A 25,561-nucleotide genomic window follows, 5' to 3' on the forward strand; every position below is an offset into this window, starting at 1 on the left:
AGTTTCCTAACTAAAAGCCAACGAACAATAAAATGAACCTAAAGCGAATTTCAATCTTAGCTATTAGTCTGCTGCTTGTCAGTACAAACATTGTTTCTGCCAACAATGACAACTGGACCGACGTCTCTAAACGATTCCTGACAAACACTGATTTCAATCAGGGTAATAGTGACGGATGGACTATAGAGAGTAATGCTGGTCAGAAAGCTGTCAGCGCAAACTTGATGCGTTTCTGGAACGGCACCTTCGATTTCTATCAGGAGCTGCCCCGTCTGCCAAAAGGTCATTATCGTCTGACGGTACAGGGATTCTATCGCTCGCAGGGTGACTCCTACTCGCTCTACAAGAACGGCACGGAACAGCTGAAGGCCTTCCTCTATGCAGGTGAAGTCAGCACGCCGCTGATGAGTGTCTATTCACAGGCAATGACAAGTACGGCAGGCAATCGCCAGCAACATGACGGGAAATACTATCCCGACAACAGCACCAGTGCGGCTGCTGCCTTTGACGAGGGGCTATATACAGGCAACAGCGTAGAGTTTGATGCCGAGGGCAGCATCACGATTGGCGTGAGATGCCAGGAGGCTGGCACCAACAACTACTGTGCCTTTGATAACTTCAAGCTGGAATATGCCAGTCCTATAGGCCCTGACGGGAAGTCGTGGATTGACATGACGGACATGCTCTTAAAGAACCCGGGATTCACCAATAACGACACAAATGGCTGGGAATGGGAGAGCAATGCCAGTTCGCAGACCGCCAATTACGACTGTATGGAATTCTGGAACGGCACATTCAATATCTCACAGCTCATCAAGAACGGTCCTCAGGGCAAATACCGCCTCAGCGTACAGGCTTTCTACCGCTGTCAGGACAACCAGACCAACTGGGGAGGCGACTATTCCGACCACAGGAATGGCACGCAGAACATCACGGCTTATCTGTATGGTGCCGATGATGCCCAGCAGATGATGAGCATCTACGACCAGCAGATGAGGAACTACGTGGACGGTTGCTGGTATGTGGAGGGAGACAACGGCTATGAATTCTATCCCAACAACATGGCAACGGCACGTGCTGCCTTTGATGATGAGATGTACTGGAACACGCTGGAGTTTGAGGCCGGAGGCGATTTCCGCGTCGGACTGAAGTGTGAGAGCAACATGAGCAGCAACTGGTGTATCTTCGATAACTTCCAACTGGAGTACTATGGTGACGTGGTGAAGGTAAGCAGTATCACCGTGGATGCCGACAAAAACGAGCTGATTATCGGTGAGACGGCTACGGCTACGGCTACGACATCGCCTGCCAACGCCACATTCACGTGGGTAGAATGGTCATCTGACAATGAACAAGTGGCAACAATCAATCAGGAGGGACTCATCACAGCACATGCTGTTGGTACGGCTCATATCACCGCTACTGCCCTCGACGGATCGGGCACAAAAGGGAGGATGACAATCACCGTCACAAGAAATCCTGCCACGGCCAGTTCTCTGTTTATCAACGAGATAATGGCGGCAAATATAGACGAATACATCAGTCCGGCGTTCAACTTTGACGGTTGGATAGAGGTATTCAATCCTACTGACAGGCCTGTGGAACTAAATGGACTGAAAATCAGTGACCCCATGAACGGAGAGGGACCCTGGACAATGCCACAGATGATGGGCGTTGTCCCTGCTAATGGCTATCGCCTCATCTGGTTTGACTCAGCCACCCTTCGTCCGGACCAGGTTCCTTTCAAGTTGAATACTGATGGTGGTACCATCTGCATTACCGACGAAAACGACAATGTCATTGTTTCGCAAGACTATCCTGCTGCATTGGAACGTATCAGTTATGCACGTGCCACAGACCAAACGGGCGCATGGGGCTATACTGGAGTCTCTACGCCTGGCGCATCGAACAACGGCATCACGCTGCTGACACAACAACTGGCGGCTCCTGTGGTTGACCAACCCTCCCAGCTGTTTGATGGCAGCCTGACAATCAACGTCACCATTCCTGGCGGTTGCACGCTGCGCTACACTACAGACGGCACGCTGCCTACACTGCAGAACGGACAGATTAGCACATCGGGACAGTTTACTATCGATAACACCTGCAATTTCCGCTTCCGCTTGTTTAGCAGCGACCTGTTGCCTTCGCGCGTCACCACACGTTCCTATATCCTGCGCGACAGGAACTATTACTTGCCCGTGGTGGCTGTTGTGACTGATCCCGACTTCCTTTACAACACGGAGATTGGTGTCTTCGAGAAAGGACCTAACGGACGTCCTGGCAACGGACAGGATGATAAATGCAACTGGAACATGGACTGGGAGCGCCCTGTGAACTTCTCTTTCCTCGATGGTAATGGCAACATGGTACTCAATCAGGATGTTAATCTTGAGATGTGTGGCGGATGGAGTCGTGCCTACACGCCTCATTCCTTCAAGCTGAAAGGCAACAAGGAGATGGGGGGCGAGAAGAACCTGCCCTACCCCTTCTTCAAACAGAAGCCTTATATCCGCAACCGCACCTTACAGATTCGTAATGGTGGTAACGACACCTATGCGCGTTTCAAGGATCCTGCCATCCAAGTGATACTGGAAAGCTCTGGCATCGACATTGACTGTCAGGGGTATCAGCCCGTGCACGAGTTTATCAATGGTAACTATATAGGTGTGCTCAACATGCGCGAGCCCAACAACAAGCACTATGTCTATGCCAACTACGGATGGGATGAGGACGAGATAGACCAGTTTGAGATGTCGCCAGACTCTGGTTACGTGCAGAAATGTGGCACGCCTGATAGTTTTAACGAGTTGGTTGATGTGCTCTCGCCAGACGCAGCAAATAATGACACCTACGAGGAAATCTGCAGGGTGCTGGATATTGATGAGTTCATCAACTATATGGCAGCACAGATGTATCTGGGCGGCACCGACTATCCTCAGAACAACGTGAAAGCTTATCGCTATCGCGACGGCGGCCGTTTCCGCTTCGTCATCTTCGACCTCGATTTCGCTTTCAATACGTCTGATCAGTTTAACGTGTTCTTCAACAAGGAGGACTATTGGTTTGACCAGTTGCGCCCGGCATCATTAGGACGTATCCACGACCGCATCCGACTGGTAACGCTCTTCAGGAACCTGCTGCAGAACGAGGATTTCCGCCGCCGCTTCATCGATGCCTATTGTATTATGGGGGGTAGCGTGTTTGAGTCGTCACGCTGCGACAGCATCATCGATGAGCTGCTGGACCGCGTGCAGCCTGCCATGCGTCTGAATGGAGGGTCGGCAAGTAGTAAGGCCAGCGAGATAAAGAATAATTTCCGCAATCGTCTCAGCTACGCTATCAATGCGTTGAAAAACTATTACGCCTTCAACCTCTCATCAACAACGGCCAGACAGGTGACACTGAACAGCGACGTGGAAGGTGCAAAACTCTATATCAACGGCATCGAAGTGCCTATGAGCACATTCAACGGTAAACTCTTCGCCCCAGCCAAACTGAAAGCGGTGGCACCAGCCGGCTATGAATTCCACTCATGGAGAAAGGATGGCGCACTCTATAGTAATAAGGAGGAGATAGACCTGCCTGAAAGCAATATCAACCTGACGGCTCACTTCACAGCTCTCACGGATGCTAAGAAGAAACAGGTTGGCATCACCCCCGTACGTATTAACGAGGTGAGCGGTTCTAATGACAGTTTTGTGGATGAATACTACAAAAAGGGTGACTGGGTGGAACTCTACAACACAACCGAACAGCCTATCGACGTAGAAGGTATGTACCTCTCTGACAACGCATCGAAACCCACGAAATACCAGATTACCAAGGGTCATACCAAGGCGCAGACCATCATCCCTGCCAAGGGCCATCTACTGATATGGTGCGACAAGCGCGAAACGACTGATAACGGCCTGCATGCCTCGTTCAAGATTGATGGCGACGGTGGCCAGCTCATTCTGACAGCAGCAGACAAGAGTTGGACGGATACCTTCATCTATGGAGCCCATGATGCCAACACCACCATCGGGCGCTATCCCGACGGTGCCGCTGAGGTGTATGCAATGAATGTGGCTACGATAGCAAAGGCCAACAGACAGTCATCCTACATGATTCCTGTTGAACAGACTGTAACCAACAGTATCGAGACACCTCTCATCGCCTCGGCCAATGGGCTGCGTGTGATCTATGGCAACCAGCAGGTAATGGTGAAGAGCGACGAAGACGGCATCGCTACCATCAACATCTTCAATGCCAACGGTATGCTGATGGAGCAGACAACAATCAGCATCAAGGGCGGACGTGCCCGTCTGGACATGAGTCATCTGACACCAGGCCTCTACATTGCCCGTGCGATCGATGCAGGTGGCACCAGCGTCAGTTGCAAGTTCAGGAAATAAGGCATCACCCTCATGACCTCATAAAGAAGAGCAACCTGCGTGGGTTGCTCTTCCTCTTTTTTTTGTGTGTTATATTTCCATAATATTAGAGAAATCCCGCCAGCCGGGAGCCGACGCATAGGCGTCGAGCGTGCCCCGTGGTACATAGAGTGTGGCATTGGTATTAAAGAATGCCACATAGCCGCATTGCGGTGGGGTGATACTTTCCACCCGGACCTCCGCCAGGTTCCCGCAATGCAGGAACGCGCCATCGCCAATGGAGCGTACACTTTGCGGAATAACGACAGACACCAGATCATGACACTCCGAGAATGCCAGGTTACTGATCTGCTGCAGTCCGGCAGAAAGCACTACCGACGTCAGTCCGCTGCACTCATAGAAAGCACCATCGCCCAGCGCTTCCACATTGTCGGGAAGCACCAGCTGACCGAGTCCTTCACAGCCACAGAAGGCATAGTCAGCGAGAGCACGGACAGTCTGCGGTATCACGGTTGTCCGGCACCCATAGACCAGCAGGTCCTCGCCGGTGCGGATAATCGCGTTACAGTTGTTGCGTGAGTCAAATACGGGGTTACGTCCATCCACCTGCAACGATGTGAGGTTAGGACAGAAATTGAAGGCACTGACGCCAATAAACGTTACCTCAGAAGGGATAACCACAGACGTGACGCTGGAACCAAAGAAGGCATAATCGCCTATCGCAACAAGGTCGAAGGGCAAATCCACGGCATCCAGGGAATCACACTGGTAATAGCAACGGTCCACTATTTCACGCGCCTCATCATTGGTGAGCGTCATTTCCTCATAGCCATCATCATAAGCGCAGGCCGTGAATAATGCCGTCAGCATCATTAGTGTTGGGTATAGTAGTCTCATTGTTTTCATAAGCGGTATATTTAGATTACAGGTCAGGTTAGGTCAATCATTAGATTCTCATTTGCAAATATATGAAAAACCGAACTGTTTTGCAAATAAATCGAACAAAAAAAACAGCTTTATTGCACATTAGAATAATACTGTGCAATAAAGCCATTGAAAAAGACGGGAAGCGGGCGATAAACCCCTACCGCTTATCTGTATTCTATTTCATCTTCACCACGAGCGGCTGCCTGATGCCACGCATGGTCCAGTCGATGCGCTGCTGCCATTCATCCTGCGTGCGGACATCAAATTTCGACCATGCCGAACCGAAGTAGTAAGTATAGGGCTCGCCAGAGTAGTTGTCCACGATGCCGATGGCATGTCCCTCGTTGCCACCACGCTTATCCTTCATGGGCAGGAACCTCGTCTCGCCTACCCCGTTAGGGAAGAGCGTAGCCACGAAGAGCTGACAGTTGTTGACAGGCACATTATCCGTAGGATCGGCATAATGCAGATAGTCCTTGCCCAGCACAATGCCCCGTTTGGCATCAGAATGGATGACCACACCCGTGGCAAACTCCACAGGCATCGTGATGCCATCATACCAGACGGTCATCTTACAGAAGTTAGAACCCTTGTCGAGGGTGATGATGCGATGCTCTGTCACCGTGTCGCCATTCAGTACCGTAGGCTTATAATTTAATTGTACGCGCATGCGCAGGGGACCCATGTCCAGCATCTGATAGTCGTTGAAGCAGTAAGGATAGACCAGCTCATCATCTACCATCAGGGCCGGCGCACCGCAACCCAGCGTAGCTCCAACCTGATAGACATCCGAACCACGTCCGTGGTCATGATGATAGGAGTTCAGGCGATAGAGCGAGTCGCCACGCTGACGATTAGCCTGACGCAGACGTTCCACCTCGGGCATCATCACCACATCCTCTATCCAGTAACGCTTGTCGAGCACCAGTTCGGGCGTGTTCTTTGTCCACACATCCGTGCCATAGCTCTTCTCGCCAGTTTTCTGGAGGGCAGGTCCATAGACACGGTAGGCACCACGGTCGTTCTCCCATGCAAAGTCATCCTTGCGCTCAGGGAAGATACGTCCGAAACACACCGTCTTATAGACCTTTGGCGTGCCACGGCGAATGGTGAATGTCTGCTTGCCCTTAGGACGTACACCTGCCTCGATGAGCACCTTGCCGTCGGCTGTCAACTGATAAGGCACTTCCAGTCCGGCCACGTCGCAGACAATAAACTGGCGTCCGCCATGGATACGCATTTTCCTGTATACCGAGTCGGCACTCACCTCAATGACCTGCTCACGATACTCGTCAGACGGATTCTCGATGGTCACCGTCAGCGACACACGACTCTTCTTTGCATCCTCGTAACGCAGACGTTCACAGGCAGCCAGAAGGAAGGCACCCACACCGAAGTTGGCCTGCGAACGGGCATTGACCGTCTTCGTGGGATCGGGCTTCTCGCCAATAGGCTGCACATAGCCCACGCTGCCATCGGGCTGCAGAGCCGTGAGCGCCAGGTAATTCCAGGCCTTGCCGATAACCGGCTCATACGTATCCTCATCCAGCAAACCATTGTTCACACCCCACAACAAGCCATAGGTAAAGAAGGCGGTGCCCGACGTCTCAGGACCCGGTGCATCCTCTTCGCAGAGCATCGAACGGCTCCAGTAGCCTTCAGGACGCTGCACGCGTGCCACACCCTGAGCCAGTTCACGAAAACGCTGCAGGAAGAACGCACGGTTCTTATAGTCGGCAGGCATATCGCTGAGCACCTTTGCCAGTCCGGCCAGCACCCATCCGTCGCCACGCGCCCAGAAACTCTTGCCGCCAGTGGATGTCTTTACCTTGGGAAAGATATACTTTGCATCACGATAATAGAGTTGTTCCTCCTTATCGTACATCAGTTCATCAGCCCATTTGAAGTTATCATAGAGCTTATCCAGATACTTCACATCGCCTGTCGCCTTATATAATTTAGTAAACACAGGCATAGCCATATATAGTGCATCAGCCCACCACCAGAAGTCGGCCTGCGGCTGACGAACCTCATAGTCCATCACCTCCAGCGCACGTGCAATCTTGTAGTCATCGGGCTGCATCTCGTAGATATCCAGGTATGTCTGGAAACAAATCTGCCAGTCACCGAAGAGCACATAGTCCTGTCCCTCACCATAGTTGGCATACTTCCATTTCTTCGGGTCCGTCTCGCGTGCACCCTGCCAGAAATTATAACGGGCCCACGCATCACTATAGGCCAGCCAACGGGCATTGCCCAACAGCTTGTATGCCTCCATATTACCCGTGTGATAAGCCGCCTCATCCCAGAAGGAGCGCGTTTTCGGGTTATGGTGCGATTGCCAGTAATCGTTCACCTTCGTGATAATCTCAATCGTTGGCAATGGCCTGACGGGCTTGCGCCTGACCTTTGCATCGGCCGTGAAGCATACGGCCAGACCGATCAATAGTAAGGTTAGTCTTTTCATATCTTCTTTTTTTATTTCAGGTTCTCGTTCATGAAGTTGATGCACTGGCGGAACAAGTGGTTACGCGTGTTGCCGCCAAAGATACTGTGGTTCTTGTTCGTATAGACCAACTGACGGAAATCCTTGTCGGCCTGGACAAGGGCATCCATATAGACTGCCGAGTTCTGATAATGCACGTTGTCGTCGGCCAGTCCGTGAACCAGCAGCAGGGCACCATGCAGTTTCTCTGCACGGGCAATCGGACAAACCTCGTCATAGCCAGATGCATTCTCCTTGGGCGTGCGCATGAAACGCTCCGTATAGACCGTGTCGTAGAAACGCCAGCAGGTAGGCGGTGCGATAGCCACGCCACAACGGAAGACAGGACGGCCCTCCGACATAGACATCAGCGTGTTCCATCCGCCGTACGACCAGCCCCAGATACCGATGCGGTCCTTATCCACATACGACTGTTTTCCCAGCCACAAGGCAGCTTCCACCTGGTCGCGAGCCTCCAGTTCACCAAGTCGCAGGTAGGTACATTTCTCAAACTCAGCCCCACGTCCGCCTGTGCCCCGGTTATCCACGCACACGCAGATATAGCCCTGCTGACAGAGGTACTGCTCCAGGATGGCACCCTGTCGGCCCATACCGATGTTCCAGGCATTCAGCACCTGCTGTGAACCAGGACCGCCATACTGATACATCACCACGGGGTACTTCTTATTCGGATCAAAATCCTTTGGCTTCACCATGTAGCCCATGAGCTGGACGCCCTCGCCGGTCTGGAAACTAAAGAGTTCCTTCGTTCCCATATCGTAAGAGGCGTATTTATCAGCCAGTTCCTTGTTGTCCACCAGCGTGGTCTGCGTCTTTCCCAGGTTATTACAGAGCGTATAGACCGTGGGATGATTCATGTCACTCCATACGCTGAGGAAATTCCTGAAGTCAGACGAGAAGATGGCCGAACTGCAACCCTCCCTATTGGTCAGGCAGTCCACCTTGCCGTCCTTATGCGACACGAAGACCTTCTGGTCGGTAGGACCACCGTTATAGCCTGCGAAATAAAGGTCGCCCGACATGTCATTATATCCATATACCTCCGTAACAACGAGGTTTGAGGGTTGTGCGACGCTGCGCATCAGCTGACCGTTCAGGTTGTACAGATAGATATGATTATAGCCGTCGCGCTCGCTGGTCAGCACCAGGTGCTTGTCGGTCACCACGAGATTGGCAAACACATTCTCGTTGATATATTTGTCCACCTTGTCCTCTACAATCAACTTGCACGTGGTGCTCAGCGGATTCACGGCATACACACGCAGACAGTCCTGATGACGGTTCAGCGTGAAAGCCAGCACCTTTGCGGGATCGCTGGTGGTGACGATACGGGGGATATAGCCGTCGGCATCGAGGGGCAACTGCATCTGGCGCGTCTGATGGCTCTTGATATCATAGCTCATCAAACTGACCTTCGAGTTGTCATCGCCAGCCTTCGGATACTTGTAGGTATAGGCGTAGGCACCCTTGTCCTCGGCATCCAGATGGAACATCGGCATAGAGAACTCCTTCACCTGACTCTCATCATAGCGAATCCAGACGATTTGCCTGGAGTCGGCCGTGAACACCATCGACGAGTTGAACGAGAACTCCTCCTCGTTGACCCAGTCGGGAATACCGTTGATCACCTCATTGAACTTACCATCCTTGGTCACCTGACTCTCGGCATTATTGTAGAGCAACTTCACCAGATGGATATTGTTGTCACGCACGAAAGCCACCTGTTCGCCGTCAGGACTCCACACGGGCGTCTGCTGCGGACCGCCATCGCTCAGCGGTTCCAGTTTATTATTGGCCACATGATAGATATAGTAAACGGCCGTGAACGAACGGCGATAGATGCTTTTCGTCTCTGTCTGGATCAGCAGTCGCTTACCCGTAGGACTCATCACATAGTCGTCAATCTTCTTGAGCTTGGCTCCACGGGCCTTTTCCACATCAAAGAGTACAGCCACCTGCTTGCCAGTCTTGAAGGAATACTGCACAATCTGCTTGCCATCAGCCGATATCTGGGCATACGTCTCACCATCAGACATCGGGGTGACAGCAGCTATCGTTGCTTCACGAAAAGTTCCTTTTGTAATCTCCTTTAAATCCAGTTTTCCTGCAGCCGACATCTGCGCAACAGCAGCTAACATCATTGCACCTATAATTAGTTTTTTCATATCTTTGCTAAATTTTGAAGCAAAAATACGAAAAATCTGCGAAAAACATAAGAATTACGATTAAATAATAGCGACTATTGATGATTTTTAGCACTCAGCAACTCATCATAGCCCACCTCTTTATGCTGCAGCATGTATTTCTCCACCTCCCGGATACGCTCGTTGCTGAAGATGCGCTGCTGCATCACCTGGTTCACCACATACTGGATCTTGGCCATGTGCTCATGGCGCAGCTCTGCGGAATCGGCAGCCTCTTCGGGCGTCGGATAGTGACGCAGGAGATAGAACGCAAGACAGTCGGGCACAATGTATTTTCGCGTCATCATGGCACGCTGCTGCTCCGTATAGCCGTATTTCTGATAGATAGGATAATTGGCACCCAGGTACTTGTCGAGCGAGATGCCCACCATCGAGTCGCCTACGATGACACTCTGGTCCAGCGAACCTATCTGGGTATAGATGCGCGGAATCTCCAATCCCGGAATATGCTTCGTCAGCCGGGTGAAACTCTTCGTCAGATCCTTATTCAGGTCGTCAATGTCGGCATACTGCTCATTGACACCCTGCATCAGGGCCTGCAGCGTGCTGTCCTGGAAGAAAATCAGGAAACGCGTGTTGATATCGGGGTCATCTACCCTACCCAACTTCAGCACATCCTCAATCAGCGTGCCCGTCTCCGTGGGATAGAGCGTCTTCATCTGCTGCAGGGCGGCGAAATCGCCTGATGTGAGGTAGAGGTATTCCATACGGTCGAAGCGCTCCACGACAATATCGCCAGTCTTCTCTGTATCTTCAGGAGACTGGAATTTCCATTGGCAACCTATGCATGCCATCATGGTCAACAGGAGCAGAAAAAAGAGCTTCTTCAACGTATGGAGATTTTAGATTTTGTTAAATTCGAGTGCAAAATTACTAAAATTTCTTGAATAATCCAAATTTTAACCTAATTTTTTTTAATTATAATTCACATTCCATGCTTTTCTGTTACTTTTGTACAAAAACTAAGACATCATGAAGTATCTTTTTCTCGCATTTGCGCTCTGTATGCCCATGGCCATGAGCGCCCAACAGACGTTGAACATCAGTGTAAAAAACCCCTTGTCCACAGACAGGACCGACCAGCCCGTAGTCCTCTCGCTTCAGGCTTATGGCGAGGTGCGCTCAGCCTTGGTGACATGCGGCGGTCAGGAGATTCCCTGTCAGTTGGATGATATCAATCTGGACGAGCAGTTTGACGAACTCTGTTTCCTCTCAGATCTCAAAGGAAAGGAACAGAAGACCTATACCGTGACCCTTTTCAAGGAGGGCGAGCCACGCACCTACCCTGCCCGCGTATATGCCGAGATGCTGATGCGTAATGACAAGGTGAAGGAGAAAAACAAGCACAACAATTTCGTGTCGAGTCTCACCGTGCGTGGCGACTGTGCCAATTCCTACAACCTGCTGCATCATCACGGCGTGGATTTTGAGAGCGAACTCAACGGCATCCGCATCTATTTCGACAAGCGTCAGACGCTCGACCTCTACGGCAAGTTCCAGAAACGCCTGGAGCTAGAGGCTACACAGTTCTATACATCGGCCGATCAGAAGAAAGCCGGTTATGGCGATGATGTGCTATGGGTAGGCAACACCTTCGGACTGGGTGCTTTTCGCGGATGGGACGGCAAGGAGCCTACAATGATTGATCCCGTGAAGAACCGTACCCAGCGCGTCGTTTCCTACGGTCCGCTGCGCACCATCGTGGAAATCATCGACCAAGGCTGGCAATTTCCATCAGCCATCAGCCATCAGCCATCAGCCGTCAACATGACCATCCGCTACACGCAGTATGCAGGTCATCGTGATACCGATGTGGATGTGTTCTTCAACCGCGACATGAAAGGTGCAGAGTTTTCTACCGGCATCATCAATGTGAAGGGGTCTGAGGAGTTCTCCGACAAGAAGGGACTGCGTGCCTGCTGGGGTACCGACTACCCCTCTACGGATACCGTGAAATGGAGCCGGGAGACCGTAGGACTGGGCATCCTGATACCCCGTCAACATATTGTCAGCGAGGAACCGGTCAATAAGGACAACTATGCTTTCGTGGTGAAAACAGACAATCGTCACCTGGCATACAAGGTGGTATATGGCTCAGCCAACGAGACCTTCGGTTTTCATTCTGCCAAGGAGTGGTTCCAGTGGCTGAAGACATGGCGAAAAGAAGTAGAGGCAGCGATTAAGGTAAAAGTGAATAGTGAAAAGTGAAAAATTTGCTACCGCAAGAAATAGTGAAAAGTGAAAAATCAGGCTTTCATCAGTTCAGCCATGATCATGTCGCTGACAAAAAGGCCATTGCGGGTCAGGCGCAGATGCTGCTGTTCATGAACCAGCAGGCCGTCAAGGATAAAACGCTGTGCCAGTCGCAGACAGTAGTCGGCATCCGCAGGCGCCAGTTTCGTAAGGTCAAGTCCTACTGATGTGCGCAAGGCCGTCATCACTATCTCATTATAACGATTATCAGGGGTGAGCTCTTCGTGTTCCACGCAGGGTTCACCCTTTTCCATACCCTCCATATACTGACGGATATCGGCCACGTTCCATTGGCGGTTCCTTCCGTCGAAGGAATGCGCAGCAGCCCCCAGACCGATATAGGGTGTCTGATTCCAGTAACTACTATTATGGCGTGAGTGATGCCCAGGCTTCCCCCAGTTGCTGATTTCGTAATGTTCAAAACCAGCCTCAGCCAATGCGTCCATCAGTAGGAAATACATCTGTCGTTCCAGTTCCTCGTCAATCTCGCTTACCTCACCCCGTTCTAACATTTTATATAGAGGTGTACCCTCCTCATACTGCAGCGCATAGGCCGAGATATGTTCTACGTCCAGCGCTATGGCCTGCTGGATATCACGCTCCCACTCCGCCATCGTCTCGTTGGGAAACCCGTACATCAGATCCACGCTGATATTTCGGATACCAGCCAGCCGCAACCTATCAACGGCCTCCTTCACCTGTTCGGCCGTATGACGGCGATGCAGGAAACGCAGGCGCTGCGACTGGAAGGTCTGGGCCCCCATCGATACTCGATTGACAGGCAGCGTCTTTAGCATTTCGGCAAACGCCTCTGTCACGTCATCCGGGTTACACTCTATCGTCACCTCGGCATCTGGCGAGATGTCAAACGTCTGATACAGATGGTCGAACAACTGGCGCAGCAGCGTGCCGGTCAGCTGTGAGGGCGTGCCGCCACCCAGATATACCGTCTCAACCATCTCGCCTCTTCCATCTTCCATCTTACATCTATCCTCCATTTCCCGACATAATGCATCCACATATCGTTGGCCCAATGCCAGCGACGTGGTGGAATAGAAGTCGCAATACACGCAGCGACTCTTACAAAACGGGATATGAATATAGATACCTGCCATTTATGAATATCTCTCGAGTGTATCAACCAACATTTTCTTCATTTTCTCACGCAGTTCCCCGGGTTCAAGCACCTCAATGCCAACACTATGACGCATGAGTTCGCCCAGGAAATCGGAAGTGGGACGGATATCATACGAGAAATCGGTATAGTCGGGCGTCGACTGCAGTTCGCGCTGCGAGTGATGCAGGGGCAACGTGCGCAAATAGTCGGGCATCCACTTATGGGCACGCAGCACCACATGGGCCAGAGGCGTGTCATTGGTCAGCACACCAAAATATTCCGAGAAATACTTCTGCGCAGAGAAATCTGCAGGCATTTCAAACGTCTCCTCAGTAAGACAGAGCGATGTGATGCGGTCCAGCGCATAGATACGCATCTGGTCTTCGTCGTTTCGGGCCAGCAGGTACCATCGCTGACGAAACAGTTTCAGGGCATAGGGACATACGGTTTTCTCGTAACCCTCGGCCTGAAATTTCTGATAGCCTATGCGCAGGCGGTGATTACAGCGGATGGCATGAATCATCATATCAAGATAGCGCTCGCCAGCGGGTGCATTCTCTAGCACCAGGCGCTCTTTCACGGAAGCACCCTCAGACAATGCGCCATGCACGGTAAGCGTTGAATAAATCCAACGTTCCAGGCTGTCGTCCTCCAGTGCCTCCTGATTGCCTATATAATACTTATAGGTACGGAGGTCGCAGTCAATGATAATGCCAAACATCTCAAGAATGGCATCGCGATGACGATTGAACGACGAGCGTTGCAGGGGTTTACCGCGGCTCACGTCTTCGGCTTTCCATTTCTGATTCAATTCTTCGAACGTAAGTCCACCGCAGCTCCTAAGTGTATTGATAATCCAGATGTACTGGCGAAATATCTGAGAATGTTTCATGACTGCAAAAATAATAAGATTTTCTGAAATCTCCAAATAACCGCGTTTTTTTTCATCCTCCCCTACTGACCTTTTTTCTAGGATAAGACAAACTCCAGAAGATTTATACGACCTTACGGATTCTTGCTTTATTTTTCAAAACGATCAGGAGAAACGTCACCATGATTCCAACGGAGGAAAAGGTTACACCAAAATCCCCGACATCTGCAAATGTCGGGGATATATGAGAAGAGTTAGTATTATCGCTAAGATGTCTTTATTTTACGAGAGCTTTTATTTCATTACTACCTTAATGCTTTTCTCGCCCACCTTGACAATAGCTATTGAGCCAAACTGGATGCTGGTGGCGATAGTCGCAATATTGCCGTGAGATACAGCTGTAGCAGCCAATTTTCCATCAGCAGTAAATACGCTGACATCTGTCCGGTCATCAATGCCTTCAACCGTAACAAATCCATTATCAGTTTTAATCAGGACGGGACGCGCAGCTATCTGAGCGACACCATTCGTTATGCCTTCCGTCTTGGGCAAAGCATCTATCCAACAGAGGGTAGCTGTAGCCAATTCTGAATTCTCACAACCTTCTTTAGTTGCATAGACGCTAATAGTATAAGTTGCATTGAGTTGAACCTCATTTCCACGCCCAGTTTTAATATCTTCATCAGAAATTGAATAATGACATATTGCACCATCGGTTTCAGAACTAAATGTCAATTTGCCGTTTTCATATGATATTGTAGGAACCTTACATTGTTCTCCTTTCATTTCTTCAATAAATACAAAGTCCTTCCAACCTTCTGTCTCTTTATATTTGTTTATAGTCCCTTTTGGCACGTACAGAGTTGCGTTCATTATTGTGTTGTCGCTAAAAACATGAATATAGTCATTCATGTTCCATTTAATAGGAAACGGTTCTTCAATCAATGAGGTGATTGTCATAAGATCAACATTCTGAAAGGCATTCATTCCAATTTCAACAAGATTCTTAGGAAGATTGATGCTTGTCAAACTGCTACAGTTTTGGAAAGCAAATTGACTAATATTTGTAACATTTCTTGGAATAATGATGCTTTCCAAACTACTACAGTCGCCGAATGCCTGAGTACCTAATGATGTTAAACTGTTGGGAAGTATTACTGAGGCTAAATTAACACAGTGATAGAACGTAGCATCCATTATTTCTGTTACGCCATCCGGTATAACTATACTTTTTAAAGCTTCGCAACCTGAAAATGCAGAATAACCAATGGTTGTTATTTTTTGAGGAAGATTAATGCTTTCCAAATTACTACATTCCTGAAAAGCACAGTCCCCTATTGAAACAACACCACTGGGAAGTGTAATAGAGGTCAATTTCTTGCACCCATTGAAGGAATACTTTCCTATAGATGTTACACCATCTGGAATTGTTACACTAGCTAATTCAGAACAACCATCAAAAATTCCATCGTTTATGGATGTTAAACTATTGGGAATGATAACATCAGTAACTTCGCTACCATTTATGTATAAATGATGAGCATAGTGAGTTGGATTTGTTCCTACATAGTCCATGTCGAAATGTATTTTACACCAATCTTCTATACTTGAGATATGAACGCCAGTTAATCCTGAACAATCATAGAAAGCACCGCCACCGATTTCCGTCACACTACTTGGGATAGTAACATCAGTCATCAGAAGACAATATTGAAAAGCCCCACTACCAATATGGCTTACGTTTTCAGGTATAACGAATTTGGTAAAAGCACAACTATAAAAAGCTTGCTTACCGATGGAGTTTATACTATTTGGAATCGATAAACTATTCAAATCTTTGCAACCAGCAAAAGCCGCATCCCCAATAGAAGTAACTTTTCTCGTTCTATTCATATATATCACTTCTCTTGGGATTGTGACAGATCCAGAATAGGTAGTTCTGTTCTGATCATAAACCTTATTAAGATACGTTACTTCCAGCTCTAAACCGCCATTGGTATAATTGTAGTAAATGGTAACGCCATCAGCATTCTTAACTGCAATGTCATAAGCACTTGCCACCAATGGCAGCAGAAACATCACAAGAAATAGTAGTTGTTTCTTCATAATCATATATTTTTTAGTTAATAAAGTTATTTAAATACACACAAAAAGAAAACGTGGACAATTTACTTCGTCTTCGTTCCTGAGGTATCGCCAAACACCTAACAATCTTAAACGAGTAAAAGCCCACGCTATCAAGCGTGAACTATCTACTTCAATTCTTGATTGTTTCTGCAAATTGGCGATTTTCAGGAACAAGAATCTAAAAGTGGATATTCATTCTATATGTCCTATTTCAGTTATATCTTTCTTCAGCCCATAGGCATTCGGTTTTAGAGTTCTACATTATTATTTATCGCTGAATTAGCTCAGCGATTACCTTTACTAACTCGTGAGCTGGTTCTACGATAGTGCTTAATTCTTCTTCATTAATTGAAAAGAAACAGTTGTAATCTCCCTTTTCACGCAATTGCTCCATTCGGGTAAGGAAGCCACCCAGCCTATCTTCTATAACACCTGTTTTGATGAAGTGCAATCCGAACTGGCTCAACATACCAGAATGTCTCTTACTGGCAAGCCCATGATGAATGAACAAAGCCTGAACAGCATGGAAACAAGCATAGTAGTAGCGGTTAGCAGCCAAATCCCATTGCTGCAAACCTCTCACCATTTCTGCCTGCTCCAAAAAGCGATTAGCTTTCTGCATCTGCAGTTCTACCAGGGTCTTTCTCTCTTCGTCATTCAAACTCATAGGGCAATGGCATCTTCTGTTACGTTGTGATAAAACGGAGTTATACGGCTGGCCTCCCACTCCTTCTTTGTATACATGATGGGATTGATCTCGGCGCCCAAATCCCACCCAAGTTTTGTCAATGGGTAGGTGATAGTGTCGTAATCTTCGGGAGTCAGTTTGTCTTTGTCGAGCACAATTAGTATGTCCCAATCAGATTCCTTACGGGCATCACCACGAGCCTGAGACCCATAGAGCAACGCCGTGGCCTGCTTGGGTAGACTCGCATCTAGTGTCTTTTTGATGTTTTCAATGATCGTCTTGTCCATAACCAATCGTTCTTCTCGCTGCAAAAATACAAAAAATTTCGATAACAAAAAAGAATTGCCTGTTTTTTCTTGAAAAAGTTGCATGAACCGAAAAAAGATCATAGTTACTGGTCTTTGATTCTTTGACAATAAACACCGCTTCTTTTCCGTTATTAGATATGGCATTAATATTTAGTTTTTAAAAAAAGTAGTACACCGATGTAAGTTTTCTGTTTTTCATGCGACTGATAGAGTAAAGAGTCAAATGAAACAAAAGAAGAAATGAACCAAAATGAATTAGAACAGCAGTTCGTCGCCCTCGTCGACGACCACAAGCAGATGATCTATAAGGTCTGCTTGATGTACGCTAGCGACGATGAAGGCATCAGCGACCTCTTTCAGGAGGTGGCGCTGAACCTGTGGAAGGCCTTTCCCCGCTTTCGTGGCGAGTGTAAGACATCGACGTGGGTCTATCGCATCAGCGTGAACACCTGCATCTCGCACCTGCGTCATCAGGGCACACAGCCCCTAACGGTGCCACTCACAATGTCGATGACAGACCTCTTCCCCGATGAGTCGGAACGCGAACAACTGCGAGAACTCTATCAGCTAATCAACCGTCTGGGCGAATTGGAACGCGCTCTGATTCTGCTGTGGCTCGACGACAGGTCGTATGAGGAAATAGCAGAGATGCTTGATATCTCGGTCTCGAATGTGGGAGTGCGCATCAACCGCATCAAGGCGAAACTCAAGCAAATGTCTAACAACTAAGAAAACAGAAACAACAATGGAACTACAGGAATTAAAACAGAAATGGACAATGCTCAACGACCGTCTGTCGAAGAGTGAGTTATATAACAAACGTGTGCTGATGGAGACCATCCAAGGTCATAACAAGACGGCCTATGAGCAACTGTCAAAGCAGGGCATCTTCAACTTCCTGACAACGCTGTTCGTGCCAGCTTTCGTGGTGCCCCTGCTCCATGAGAAGGGCATTTTCCACGACACCTCTTTCTATCTCCTTGAGGCTATCTGCGTGCTGGGAGTGCTGATGGTGGTCTGCCGACTCTTCATCACCAGTAAACTAAACGTCGTTGAGGCGCCAGGAAAACAGCTCAAGGCACTTGTCAACTATAAGCGCTGCTACGTCTATGAGTCAATCATCGGCACGCCCCTTGCTGCTTTCGGCATCTGCATCACGCTCTATCTGGAGCATATGACTTCGCCCCTTGGCATCTTCTTCGTGGCCCTCTTTTTCTTTACTGGCCTTTTCTGTGGCTGGATTGGATATCGCAGACACAAGAGTACCATGCAGGAGATTGAGAGAAACCTTAAGGAACTCGAGGGATTGTCGGCCTGAAAAAAGCACGTTTAGATTTTTAGTTTTTTGCGTACGTTTTTTACTATTACCCCCACCTCTCACTCCAAACGCGGGAAATGCCCTGTGGCAAAGGCTTAGAGGCCAGTGAGAGGTCTTTTTACCCTCTCACTGCCCTCTCACTACCCCTCTCACTCGGAATCTTCTGATTTCAGTAACTTTGAAATCGTATCTCTGTAACTATGGCATCGTATCTTAGCGAGTTTGATATCGTATTTTAGTAAATTTGACATCGCAACTCATTATTTTCCTGTTGCCAGGATGATTAAAGCAAATAGCCCGTACGTAGGGCACGGACTGAGAGTCCGCAGGCGTCGGACTCGGAGTTCGCTAACTACGTATTATTCCCTGTCATATGTAGAAACGACATATTACCAAAATTCCCTTTGAGTGAGAGGCCAGTGAGAGGTCAGTGGGAGGTCAAAATGCCCTCTCACTGGCCTCAAAGCCTTTGCCACAGGGCATTTCCCGCGTTTGGAGTGAGAGGTGGGGGAAAACGTCAAAAAAGCCTATTGGAAACTGAATTCCGTCTTCACTACCCCATCGCCATAAATGGTCTTGAAATCATTTTTCATAGAGATGACGGTATAGCCGTTCTTGCGCCATTTCTCCTCACGCTTAGCAGCCTCGGCGAGGTTGGCATGGTCGCGCTCGGCATCGTCGGCCACAAGCATGAAGGTGGCAGTGCGGTACTTAGGATTGCTCAGACAATAGTTGTGCATCGCCTCGTCGCCACTGCTGTTGCCAAACGACAGTACGGGTATCTTGCCTATCTCCTGACTGATCTGGCGCACCTTGTTGGTCTTCAGGTTCTTGATAATCAGACTGTCCGTGCGTACCAGATACTCATCCTTCTTCATGGTGTAGTCTACACCGATATTCCCGCCCTGAGCATTGGTAGCGAGACAAACGTCCATGCCAATGACCCTGTTGGGCTCGATGCCCAGCGACTCCACCAGGGAACGGCAGATAAAGCGGTCGGAACCGGAGACAACGTAATAGGTAAAGTCATGATCCTTCAGGTAGTCGAACACCTCCAGCATGGGCTTGTAGAAGCTCTGGGCGTAGGTCATCCCCGTGAACCCGTTGGCTGGCGTGGCGGCATACTTCTTCACATAGGCATCAAACTCGGCAATGGTCATGCCGGCATAGGCCTTGGCAGCAGCACGGGCATGAATCATATCGAAATGGTCGGGCAGCGCCACGCCCTCACGCACGAAATGGCGGATATTCAATGCAGCTTCGCGCACATCCTCTGGCGCCTTATCCTTATAGTCGGGATCGTCGAGGGCGCGATACTCCAGCAGATTATACTCGAAATAGGTGGGATAGAGTTCGCCAACAAACGTGCCATCCATGTCGAACGTGGCAATGCGGTCCTCCTTACAGATGAAATGGGCCGACTTCGGATTGGTCACATCCTCCACGTATGCTTTTAGCGTATCCAGCGCGTCGCACCGGTTCCACGAGGCAAAATACGTCTTTGGAAGCGGTTTCTCCGTCTGGTTATCATCCTTGCTGCACGACGTGAATAGCGGCCCCTGCGCAACCATGCACAGCAGGGCAAGCATCAATAAAAGATTTTTCTTCATATTCGTTAATAGTTTTATGTTTATCCGATTTTCTGAATTCCGGCTGCAAAATTAATACTTTTACATCAATAATGTATGCGGAAAACGATTTTTTTCATGGTTTTCTTTTTGCGATTTGCTCTCTAATTTGTATCTTTGCACCATGCAAAACTAAAAGAAGTATAATGTAATAGTACGCTATGAATAAGATTAAAACAATAGGTATTTTAACTTCAGGAGGCGACTCGCCAGGCATGAATGCAGCCATCCGCGCCGTGACACGTGCCGGCATTTACAATGGCTTCACAATCAAGGGTATCTACCGCGGCTATGACGGACTGATAAAAGGTGAGGTGAAGACACTGACCACCGAGGACGTATCAGGCATCATCAACCGTGGCGGTACGATTCTGAAAACAGCACGTTCAAAGGAATTTATGACACTCGAGGGCATGCAGAAAGCCTACGAGACCTGTCAGAAGGAAGTGATTGACGCATTGGTGATCATCGGCGGCAACGGTTCGCTGACGGGCGCAAGAAACTTCGGCATGGAGTTTGATTTCCCCGTGATTGGACTGCCAGGCACCATCGACAACGACCTTTATGGTACAGATGCCACCATCGGCTATGACACCACGATGAACACCATCATGGAGTGCGTGGACCGCATCCGCGACACCGCCAACTCGCACGAGCGTATCTTCTTCGTCGAGGTGATGGGACGCGACGCCGGCTTCCTGGCCCAGTACTGTGCTATTGCCAGTGGTGCCGAGGCTGCCATCGTACCAGAGGAGGTGACAGACGAAGACCAGTTGGCCGAATTCATGAAGCGAGGCATCCGCAAGTCAAAGAAGTCGTGTATCGTCATTGTGAGCGAGAGTCCCAAGTGCGGCGCCCTCTACTATGCCGACCGTGTGAAGAAGGAGTTCCCTGAGTTCGATGTACGCGTATCAATCCTTGGTCACCTGCAGCGTGGCGGCACGCCATCTGCCCGTGACCGTGTGCTGGCATCAACCACCGGTGTAGGTGCTATCGAGGCTATCATGCAGGGCCAGCGCAACGTGATGGTAGGCGTAAGAAACAACGACGTGGTCTATGTGCCCTTCTCAGAATGTATCCGCACCGACAAGCGCTTTGACAAGCGTCTGATTACCGTGCTTAATGAGTTGAGTATCTAAGCACAAGTCTTTCAAAATAAAAATACGCCCAAGAAAAAGTAGAAAGATTTTCTTTTTCTTGGGTGTTTTATTAATTCTTCTTATATTTGTAAGCGCTAATACTATACAGTTAGCCTATAGACAAAATAGTACACTTATGAAAAAAGGGCTTTTGGTAGCAATCGCCATCATGACGACGATAGGCGTACAAGCTCAGATATTCCCCGTTGGTATTGTCAGTGCACAGGACACGGTGAAGGGCTTCCAGTTTGGACTTATCTCATCGGTAACGACTGAAGGTGGTTACGGTTTCCAATTTGGCGGCGTATCGAACACATCTGGACATACATTCAACGGTCTGCAGATAGGTGGTGTCAGCAGCATTACCCAAGGCATGGATAAGGGGCTGCAGATGTCGAGCATTCTGAATATCTCATCCAAGCGAATGAACGGATGGCAGATGGGGACTGTCAACTATGCCGATTCGCTCAATGGTGCACAGATTGGTATTTTCAATGTGACACGCCAACATCCTCAAGGCTGGCAGGTGGGACTCGTCAACCTATCGTACGACTCGATAGGCCATAAGATAGGATTAGTGAACATCAACCCGGCGACTCATATCGACGTGATGACATATGCAGGTTCTTCGACCAAAATGAACCTGGCTGCGCGCTTTCGCAATCGCAGCACATACAACATCTTAGGTGTAGGCACACACTTCATGGGACTCGACTCCAAATTCTCGGGTGCCGTGTTCTATCGTCTGGGACAGTATGCACAGTTATCCCCGAAATGGAGTCTGAGCGGCGACGTGGGCTACTATCATGTGGAGACGTTCTCAAAGAATAACAACGACAAGCCGGAGCGCCTGTACTCCCTGCAGGCCCGCATCAATGCCGACTATCAGATAAGCAGTAAGATTGGGGCCTTTGCCTCTGTGGGATGGGGTGTGACCCGCTATTATGACCGTAACGAGACCTACAGGAACAGGCCGTTGGTGGAACTGGGCCTGACCTACCGCCAGCCTCGAAACCAGCACGACTCCTGGAAACGTGCATGGGACGAGAAGCGCTCAAAGATTGTGTTCACCGACTCCACGATGGCACTGCCCGAACCAAAGCGCTATTGGCAGGCTGCTGCCGAGGCAACGGGTATCAACGTAGGCGTACAGTTGTTTGACCGCTATGCCCTCAACTCGGACTTTGCCCAGACCACGCTGAACTCACTGAAGCGCAACTTCACCGACGGTATGGTATGGGATAACGACTTCTTTATCACCAACCTGTTTGCCCACCCCTATCACGGCAACCTCTATTTCAACGCGGCACGCAGCAACGGCCTCAGTTTCTGGGAGTCAGCCCCCTATGCGCTGGGCGGTTCACTGATGTGGGAGTTTCTGGGAGAGACGGAACCGCCTGCCATCAACGATATCATTGCCACCACCTGTGGCGGTATAGCCATCGGTGAGATGACCCACAGGCTGAGTCTCACAGTGCTCGACGACCGTGATAGAGGCTGCAGTCGCTTCCTGCGTGAGGCAGCTGCTACCATCATCAACCCCATACAAGGACTGCATCGTATCTTCAGCGGAGATGCCTGGCGCGTGCGTAGGGACCACTACCGCTATCATGACTTCAGCAAGATTCCCGTGGACATGTCGTTCTCTGTAGGTTGGCGTTATCTGGCCGACAACGGTGCCCTGTTCCGCGGCATCCATGCGCCTTACGTGAACATCACGCTGATGTACGGCACACCGGTAGACGGTGAGCGCCATACAACACCATACGACTTCTTCGACCTGGAGATGAATGCCGCCTTCGGTGGCGGACAGCCCTTCGTCAACACGCTGAACATCGTAGGACGTCTGTGGAGTACGCCTATTCTGGACAAGAAGGACATGGCGGGCGAATTTGGTATCTACCAGCACTTCAACTACTACGACGCCAAGCCCATTGAGGATGGGTCTGAGCTGACCCCCTACCGCATCAGTGAAGCCGCAGGCTTTGGTCCTGGCTTCATCTTGTCATTGCCACAGACAGGCGCCATGACGAAATTGGAACAGCGAATTTTTATGAGCGGCATCCTGCTGGGCGGTACAAAGAGCGACTATTTCAACGTGATTGAGCGCGACTACAACATGGGTAGCGGATTCAGCGTGAAGTCAAAGACGCAGATTGAATTTGGCAAGTTCGGACGGTTCATGCTCAACGCCAAATATTTCCGTATCTACACATGGAAGGGCTATGAGGACAAGGATCTGCAGGCCTTTGCCGACGGCACCAAGGATCTGCACTACCTGAATGTGCAGGGCGACCGCAGCAATGCGATGCTGCTGGTGGTGAACCCCGTCATGGAGATACACCTGGCAAAACAATGGTCTGTCACGCTCTCTGGCGCCTACTACTCACGTCGCACGTTCTACAAATATCACGACATGGTGAAAGCCAACACGTTTGAAACAAAAATGGGAATAACATGCCGATTATAAAAGTCCGATTATCTAGTTTTCTTGAAAGAATTTCCATTTTTCCTTGGGCATTTCGCTCAGATTTCTTAATTTTGTAGGCCGAAAATAAAAAATCAAAAACAAGCAAAGTTATGCTATCAGAAAAAGACCTCAAACAGATTGCTCAGCGTGGTATCACGAAAGAGCAGATCGAGACACAGTTGAAGGAGTTTGAAACAGGCTTCCCCTTCCTGAAATTGGAAGCAGCAGCTGCAGTAGGTAACGGCATCGTAGCCCCCAACGAGAGCGAGCGTCAACAGTACGTGAAAGCCTGGGAGGACTATAAGGCTGCAGGTAAGCGTATCGTGAAGTTCGTACCTGCCAGTGGCGCCGCCAGTCGTATGTTCAAGAATATGTTTGCATTCGTGGATGCCGACTATGACGTGCCTACCACCGATTTCGAGAAAAAATATTTCAACGACATTGAGAAGTTTGCCTTCTACGAGGCGCTGGATGCTGTCTGCGTGAAAAACGAGGGCAAAGGTATCAAGGCTCTGATGGCAGAAGGCAACTATAAGGCTGTGGCTGCCAACATGCTGAAGGCTGAGGGACTGAACTACGGTCAGCTGCCAAAGGGTATGTTGCTGTTCCATAAATACGCAGAGGGTGCCCGTACGCCCATGGAGGAGCACCTCGTGGAGGGCGCACTCTATGCCGCTTCAAAGGGCGAGGCTCACGTACACTTCACCGTGAGTCACGACCACCTGGAGTTCTTCAAGGCAAAGGTGGCAGAGAAGGCCGATGGCTTCGCACAGAAATACGGCATCAAGTATGATATCACATTCTCTGAACAGAAGCCCTCAACAGATACAGTTGCCGCTAATCCCGACAACACGCCATTCCGCGAGGCCGACGGTTCATTGCTGTTCCGTCCGGGCGGTCACGGTGCGCTCATCGAGAACCTGAACGAGATTGAGGCTGACGTTATCTTCATCAAGAATATCGACAACGTGGTGCCCGACCGTCTGAAGCCTGAGACCGTGGAATGGAAGCAGGTCATCGCCGGTGTACTGGTGAGTCTGCAGAAGCAGGCCTTCGAATACCTGCGTATCCTCGACGGTAACCCATCAGATGCCCAAATCGCCCAGATTGCCCAATTCGTAGAAAAGAACCTCTGCACCAATCCTAAGAATAGCAAGGTGGATGCCGAGTACCTGCGTCGCAAACTGAACCGCCCCATGCGTGTGTGTGGCGTGGTGAAAAATGTGGGCGAACCTGGTGGCGGCCCGTTCCTCACCTATAATCAGGACGGCACGGTATCACTGCAGATCTTGGAGAGCAGTCAGATAGATACCAACAATGCGGAATACATGAAGATGTTCACACAGGGCACTCACTTCAACCCCGTTGACCTGGTATGTGCCGTGAAGGACTACAAGGGACAGCCTTTCAACTTGCCCGATTTCGTGGATAAGACCACAGGATTCATCTCTTCCAAGTCAAAGGGGGGAAAGGAACTGAAAGCACTGGAATTGCCTGGGTTGTGGAACGGCGCCATGAGCGACTGGTCAACCATCTTCGTTGAGGTGCCTCTGGGCACGTTCAACCCCGTTAAGACGGTTAACGACCTGCTGCGCGATCAGCACCAATAAATGTTTGAAAAAAAGAAAA

Annotated in this window: 17 protein-coding genes; 7 read left to right on the top strand and 10 right to left on the bottom strand. The window is 49.5% G+C overall.

Features of this window, described 5'->3' with window-relative positions; genetic code table 11:
• Positions 1-32: 32 nt before the first annotated feature.
• Positions 33-4,397 carry a CotH kinase family protein gene (locus L6468_RS10110; protein ID WP_237793148.1) on the top strand — a complete coding sequence of 1,455 codons (4,365 nt, stop codon included), beginning with the start codon at positions 33-35 and terminating at the stop codon, positions 4,395-4,397.
• Positions 4,398-4,466: 69 nt separating this feature from the next.
• On the opposite strand, the gene L6468_RS10115 is transcribed toward L6468_RS10110, so the two are convergent.
• The 4 genes from L6468_RS10115 to L6468_RS10130 all read right to left on the bottom strand — a co-directional run bounded on the left by L6468_RS10115 (position 4,467) and on the right by L6468_RS10130 (position 10,843).
• Entirely contained in the window at positions 4,467-5,273 is an 807-nt protein-coding gene (locus L6468_RS10115; RefSeq protein ID WP_176756945.1) for a leucine-rich repeat domain-containing protein, read from the bottom strand.
• Between the two features lie 205 nt (positions 5,274-5,478).
• Positions 5,479-7,770 carry a BT3233 family polysaccharide utilization protein gene (locus L6468_RS10120; protein WP_237793149.1) on the bottom strand — a complete coding sequence of 764 codons (2,292 nt, stop codon included), beginning with the start codon at positions 7,768-7,770 and terminating at the stop codon, positions 5,479-5,481.
• An 11-nt stretch (positions 7,771-7,781) separates the two neighbouring features.
• Positions 7,782-9,974, bottom strand: a complete 2,193-nt coding sequence (locus tag L6468_RS10125) for a S9 family peptidase (RefSeq protein ID WP_237793150.1) — start codon at positions 9,972-9,974, stop codon at positions 7,782-7,784.
• Positions 9,975-10,048: 74 nt separating this feature from the next.
• Positions 10,049-10,843 (bottom strand): gliding motility protein GldB-related protein, encoded by a 795-nt coding sequence (locus L6468_RS10130; RefSeq protein ID WP_237793151.1) that lies wholly within the window; start codon positions 10,841-10,843, stop codon positions 10,049-10,051.
• Between the two features lie 142 nt (positions 10,844-10,985).
• Between L6468_RS10130 and L6468_RS10135 the strand changes: the two genes are divergently transcribed.
• Complete coding sequence (locus L6468_RS10135; protein ID WP_237793152.1) at positions 10,986-12,221, top strand: DUF4861 domain-containing protein; 1,236 nt, start codon at positions 10,986-10,988, stop codon at positions 12,219-12,221.
• A gap of 38 nt (positions 12,222-12,259) precedes the next feature.
• Here L6468_RS10135 and hemW read toward each other — a convergent pair whose 3' ends face one another.
• From hemW to L6468_RS10160, 5 genes are all read right to left on the bottom strand, one after another.
• Positions 12,260-13,381, bottom strand: a complete 1,122-nt coding sequence (gene hemW / locus L6468_RS10140) for a radical SAM family heme chaperone HemW (protein WP_237793153.1) — start codon at positions 13,379-13,381, stop codon at positions 12,260-12,262.
• The gene (locus L6468_RS10145) at positions 13,382-14,275 is read right to left on the bottom strand and encodes a helix-turn-helix transcriptional regulator (protein ID WP_237793154.1); all 894 of its coding nucleotides are present in this window, start codon (positions 14,273-14,275) and stop codon (positions 13,382-13,384) included.
• A 273-nt stretch (positions 14,276-14,548) separates the two neighbouring features.
• Positions 14,549-16,360: a leucine-rich repeat domain-containing protein gene (locus L6468_RS10150; protein WP_237793155.1), complete on the bottom strand. Its 1,812-nt coding sequence runs from the start codon at positions 16,358-16,360 to the stop codon at positions 14,549-14,551.
• Between the two features lie 289 nt (positions 16,361-16,649).
• Positions 16,650-17,048: a HEPN domain-containing protein gene (locus L6468_RS10155; protein ID WP_237793156.1), complete on the bottom strand. Its 399-nt coding sequence runs from the start codon at positions 17,046-17,048 to the stop codon at positions 16,650-16,652.
• A complete protein-coding gene (locus L6468_RS10160) occupies positions 17,045-17,356 on the bottom strand; it encodes a nucleotidyltransferase domain-containing protein (RefSeq protein WP_091852982.1) in 312 nt (103 codons plus the stop codon). Before L6468_RS10160 ends, L6468_RS10155 begins: the two co-directional genes overlap by 4 nt.
• A 261-nt stretch (positions 17,357-17,617) precedes the next feature.
• Here L6468_RS10160 and L6468_RS10165 point away from each other — a divergent pair, with 261 nt between their 5' ends.
• Positions 17,618-18,106 (top strand): RNA polymerase sigma factor, encoded by a 489-nt coding sequence (locus tag L6468_RS10165; protein WP_237793157.1) that lies wholly within the window; start codon positions 17,618-17,620, stop codon positions 18,104-18,106.
• Positions 18,107-18,122: 16 nt separating this feature from the next.
• Positions 18,123-18,695 carry a hypothetical protein gene (locus tag L6468_RS10170; RefSeq protein WP_143005717.1) on the top strand — a complete coding sequence of 191 codons (573 nt, stop codon included), beginning with the start codon at positions 18,123-18,125 and terminating at the stop codon, positions 18,693-18,695.
• 527 nt (positions 18,696-19,222) lie between these two features.
• On the opposite strand, the gene L6468_RS10175 is transcribed toward L6468_RS10170, so the two are convergent.
• Positions 19,223-20,305 (bottom strand): HAD family hydrolase, encoded by a 1,083-nt coding sequence (locus L6468_RS10175; RefSeq protein ID WP_237793158.1) that lies wholly within the window; start codon positions 20,303-20,305, stop codon positions 19,223-19,225.
• A gap of 179 nt (positions 20,306-20,484) precedes the next feature.
• On the opposite strand from L6468_RS10175, the gene pfkA reads away from it, so the two are divergent.
• From pfkA to L6468_RS10190, 3 genes are all read left to right on the top strand, one after another.
• Positions 20,485-21,462: a 6-phosphofructokinase gene (gene pfkA, locus L6468_RS10180; RefSeq protein ID WP_237793159.1), complete on the top strand. Its 978-nt coding sequence runs from the start codon at positions 20,485-20,487 to the stop codon at positions 21,460-21,462.
• 136 nt (positions 21,463-21,598) lie between these two features.
• Positions 21,599-23,932, top strand: a complete 2,334-nt coding sequence (locus tag L6468_RS10185) for a DUF3943 domain-containing protein (protein ID WP_237793160.1) — start codon at positions 21,599-21,601, stop codon at positions 23,930-23,932.
• A 110-nt stretch (positions 23,933-24,042) separates the two neighbouring features.
• Positions 24,043-25,542 carry a DUF4301 family protein gene (locus tag L6468_RS10190; protein ID WP_237793161.1) on the top strand — a complete coding sequence of 500 codons (1,500 nt, stop codon included), beginning with the start codon at positions 24,043-24,045 and terminating at the stop codon, positions 25,540-25,542.
• Positions 25,543-25,561 lie beyond the last annotated feature (19 nt).

The organism is Prevotella communis (assembly GCF_022024115.1).
Taxonomy (GTDB): domain Bacteria; phylum Bacteroidota; class Bacteroidia; order Bacteroidales; family Bacteroidaceae; genus Prevotella; species Prevotella communis.

Excerpts from the sequence above, each read along its gene's own strand:
- L6468_RS10175 (WP_237793158.1), bottom strand. The coding sequence starts at position 20,305 with ATGAAGAAAAATCTTTTATTGATGCTTGCCCTGCTGTGCATGGTTGCG.
- pfkA (WP_237793159.1), top strand. The coding sequence starts at position 20,485 with ATGAATAAGATTAAAACAATAGGTATTTTAACTTCAGGAGGCGACTCG.
- L6468_RS10190 (WP_237793161.1), top strand. The coding sequence starts at position 24,043 with ATGCTATCAGAAAAAGACCTCAAACAGATTGCTCAGCGTGGTATCACG.
- L6468_RS10160 (WP_091852982.1), bottom strand. The coding sequence starts at position 17,356 with ATGGACAAGACGATCATTGAAAACATCAAAAAGACACTAGATGCGAGT.
- L6468_RS10120 (WP_237793149.1), bottom strand. The coding sequence starts at position 7,770 with ATGAAAAGACTAACCTTACTATTGATCGGTCTGGCCGTATGCTTCACG.
- L6468_RS10165 (WP_237793157.1), top strand. The coding sequence starts at position 17,618 with ATGAACCAAAATGAATTAGAACAGCAGTTCGTCGCCCTCGTCGACGAC.
- L6468_RS10135 (WP_237793152.1), top strand. The coding sequence starts at position 10,986 with ATGAAGTATCTTTTTCTCGCATTTGCGCTCTGTATGCCCATGGCCATG.
- L6468_RS10185 (WP_237793160.1), top strand. The coding sequence starts at position 21,599 with ATGAAAAAAGGGCTTTTGGTAGCAATCGCCATCATGACGACGATAGGC.
- L6468_RS10155 (WP_237793156.1), bottom strand. The coding sequence starts at position 17,048 with ATGAGTTTGAATGACGAAGAGAGAAAGACCCTGGTAGAACTGCAGATG.
- hemW (WP_237793153.1), bottom strand. The coding sequence starts at position 13,381 with ATGGCAGGTATCTATATTCATATCCCGTTTTGTAAGAGTCGCTGCGTG.
- L6468_RS10115 (WP_176756945.1), bottom strand. The coding sequence starts at position 5,273 with ATGAGACTACTATACCCAACACTAATGATGCTGACGGCATTATTCACG.
- L6468_RS10170 (WP_143005717.1), top strand. The coding sequence starts at position 18,123 with ATGGAACTACAGGAATTAAAACAGAAATGGACAATGCTCAACGACCGT.
- L6468_RS10150 (WP_237793155.1), bottom strand. The coding sequence starts at position 16,360 with ATGAAGAAACAACTACTATTTCTTGTGATGTTTCTGCTGCCATTGGTG.
- L6468_RS10125 (WP_237793150.1), bottom strand. The coding sequence starts at position 9,974 with ATGAAAAAACTAATTATAGGTGCAATGATGTTAGCTGCTGTTGCGCAG.
- L6468_RS10145 (WP_237793154.1), bottom strand. The coding sequence starts at position 14,275 with ATGAAACATTCTCAGATATTTCGCCAGTACATCTGGATTATCAATACA.
- L6468_RS10110 (WP_237793148.1), top strand. The coding sequence starts at position 33 with ATGAACCTAAAGCGAATTTCAATCTTAGCTATTAGTCTGCTGCTTGTC.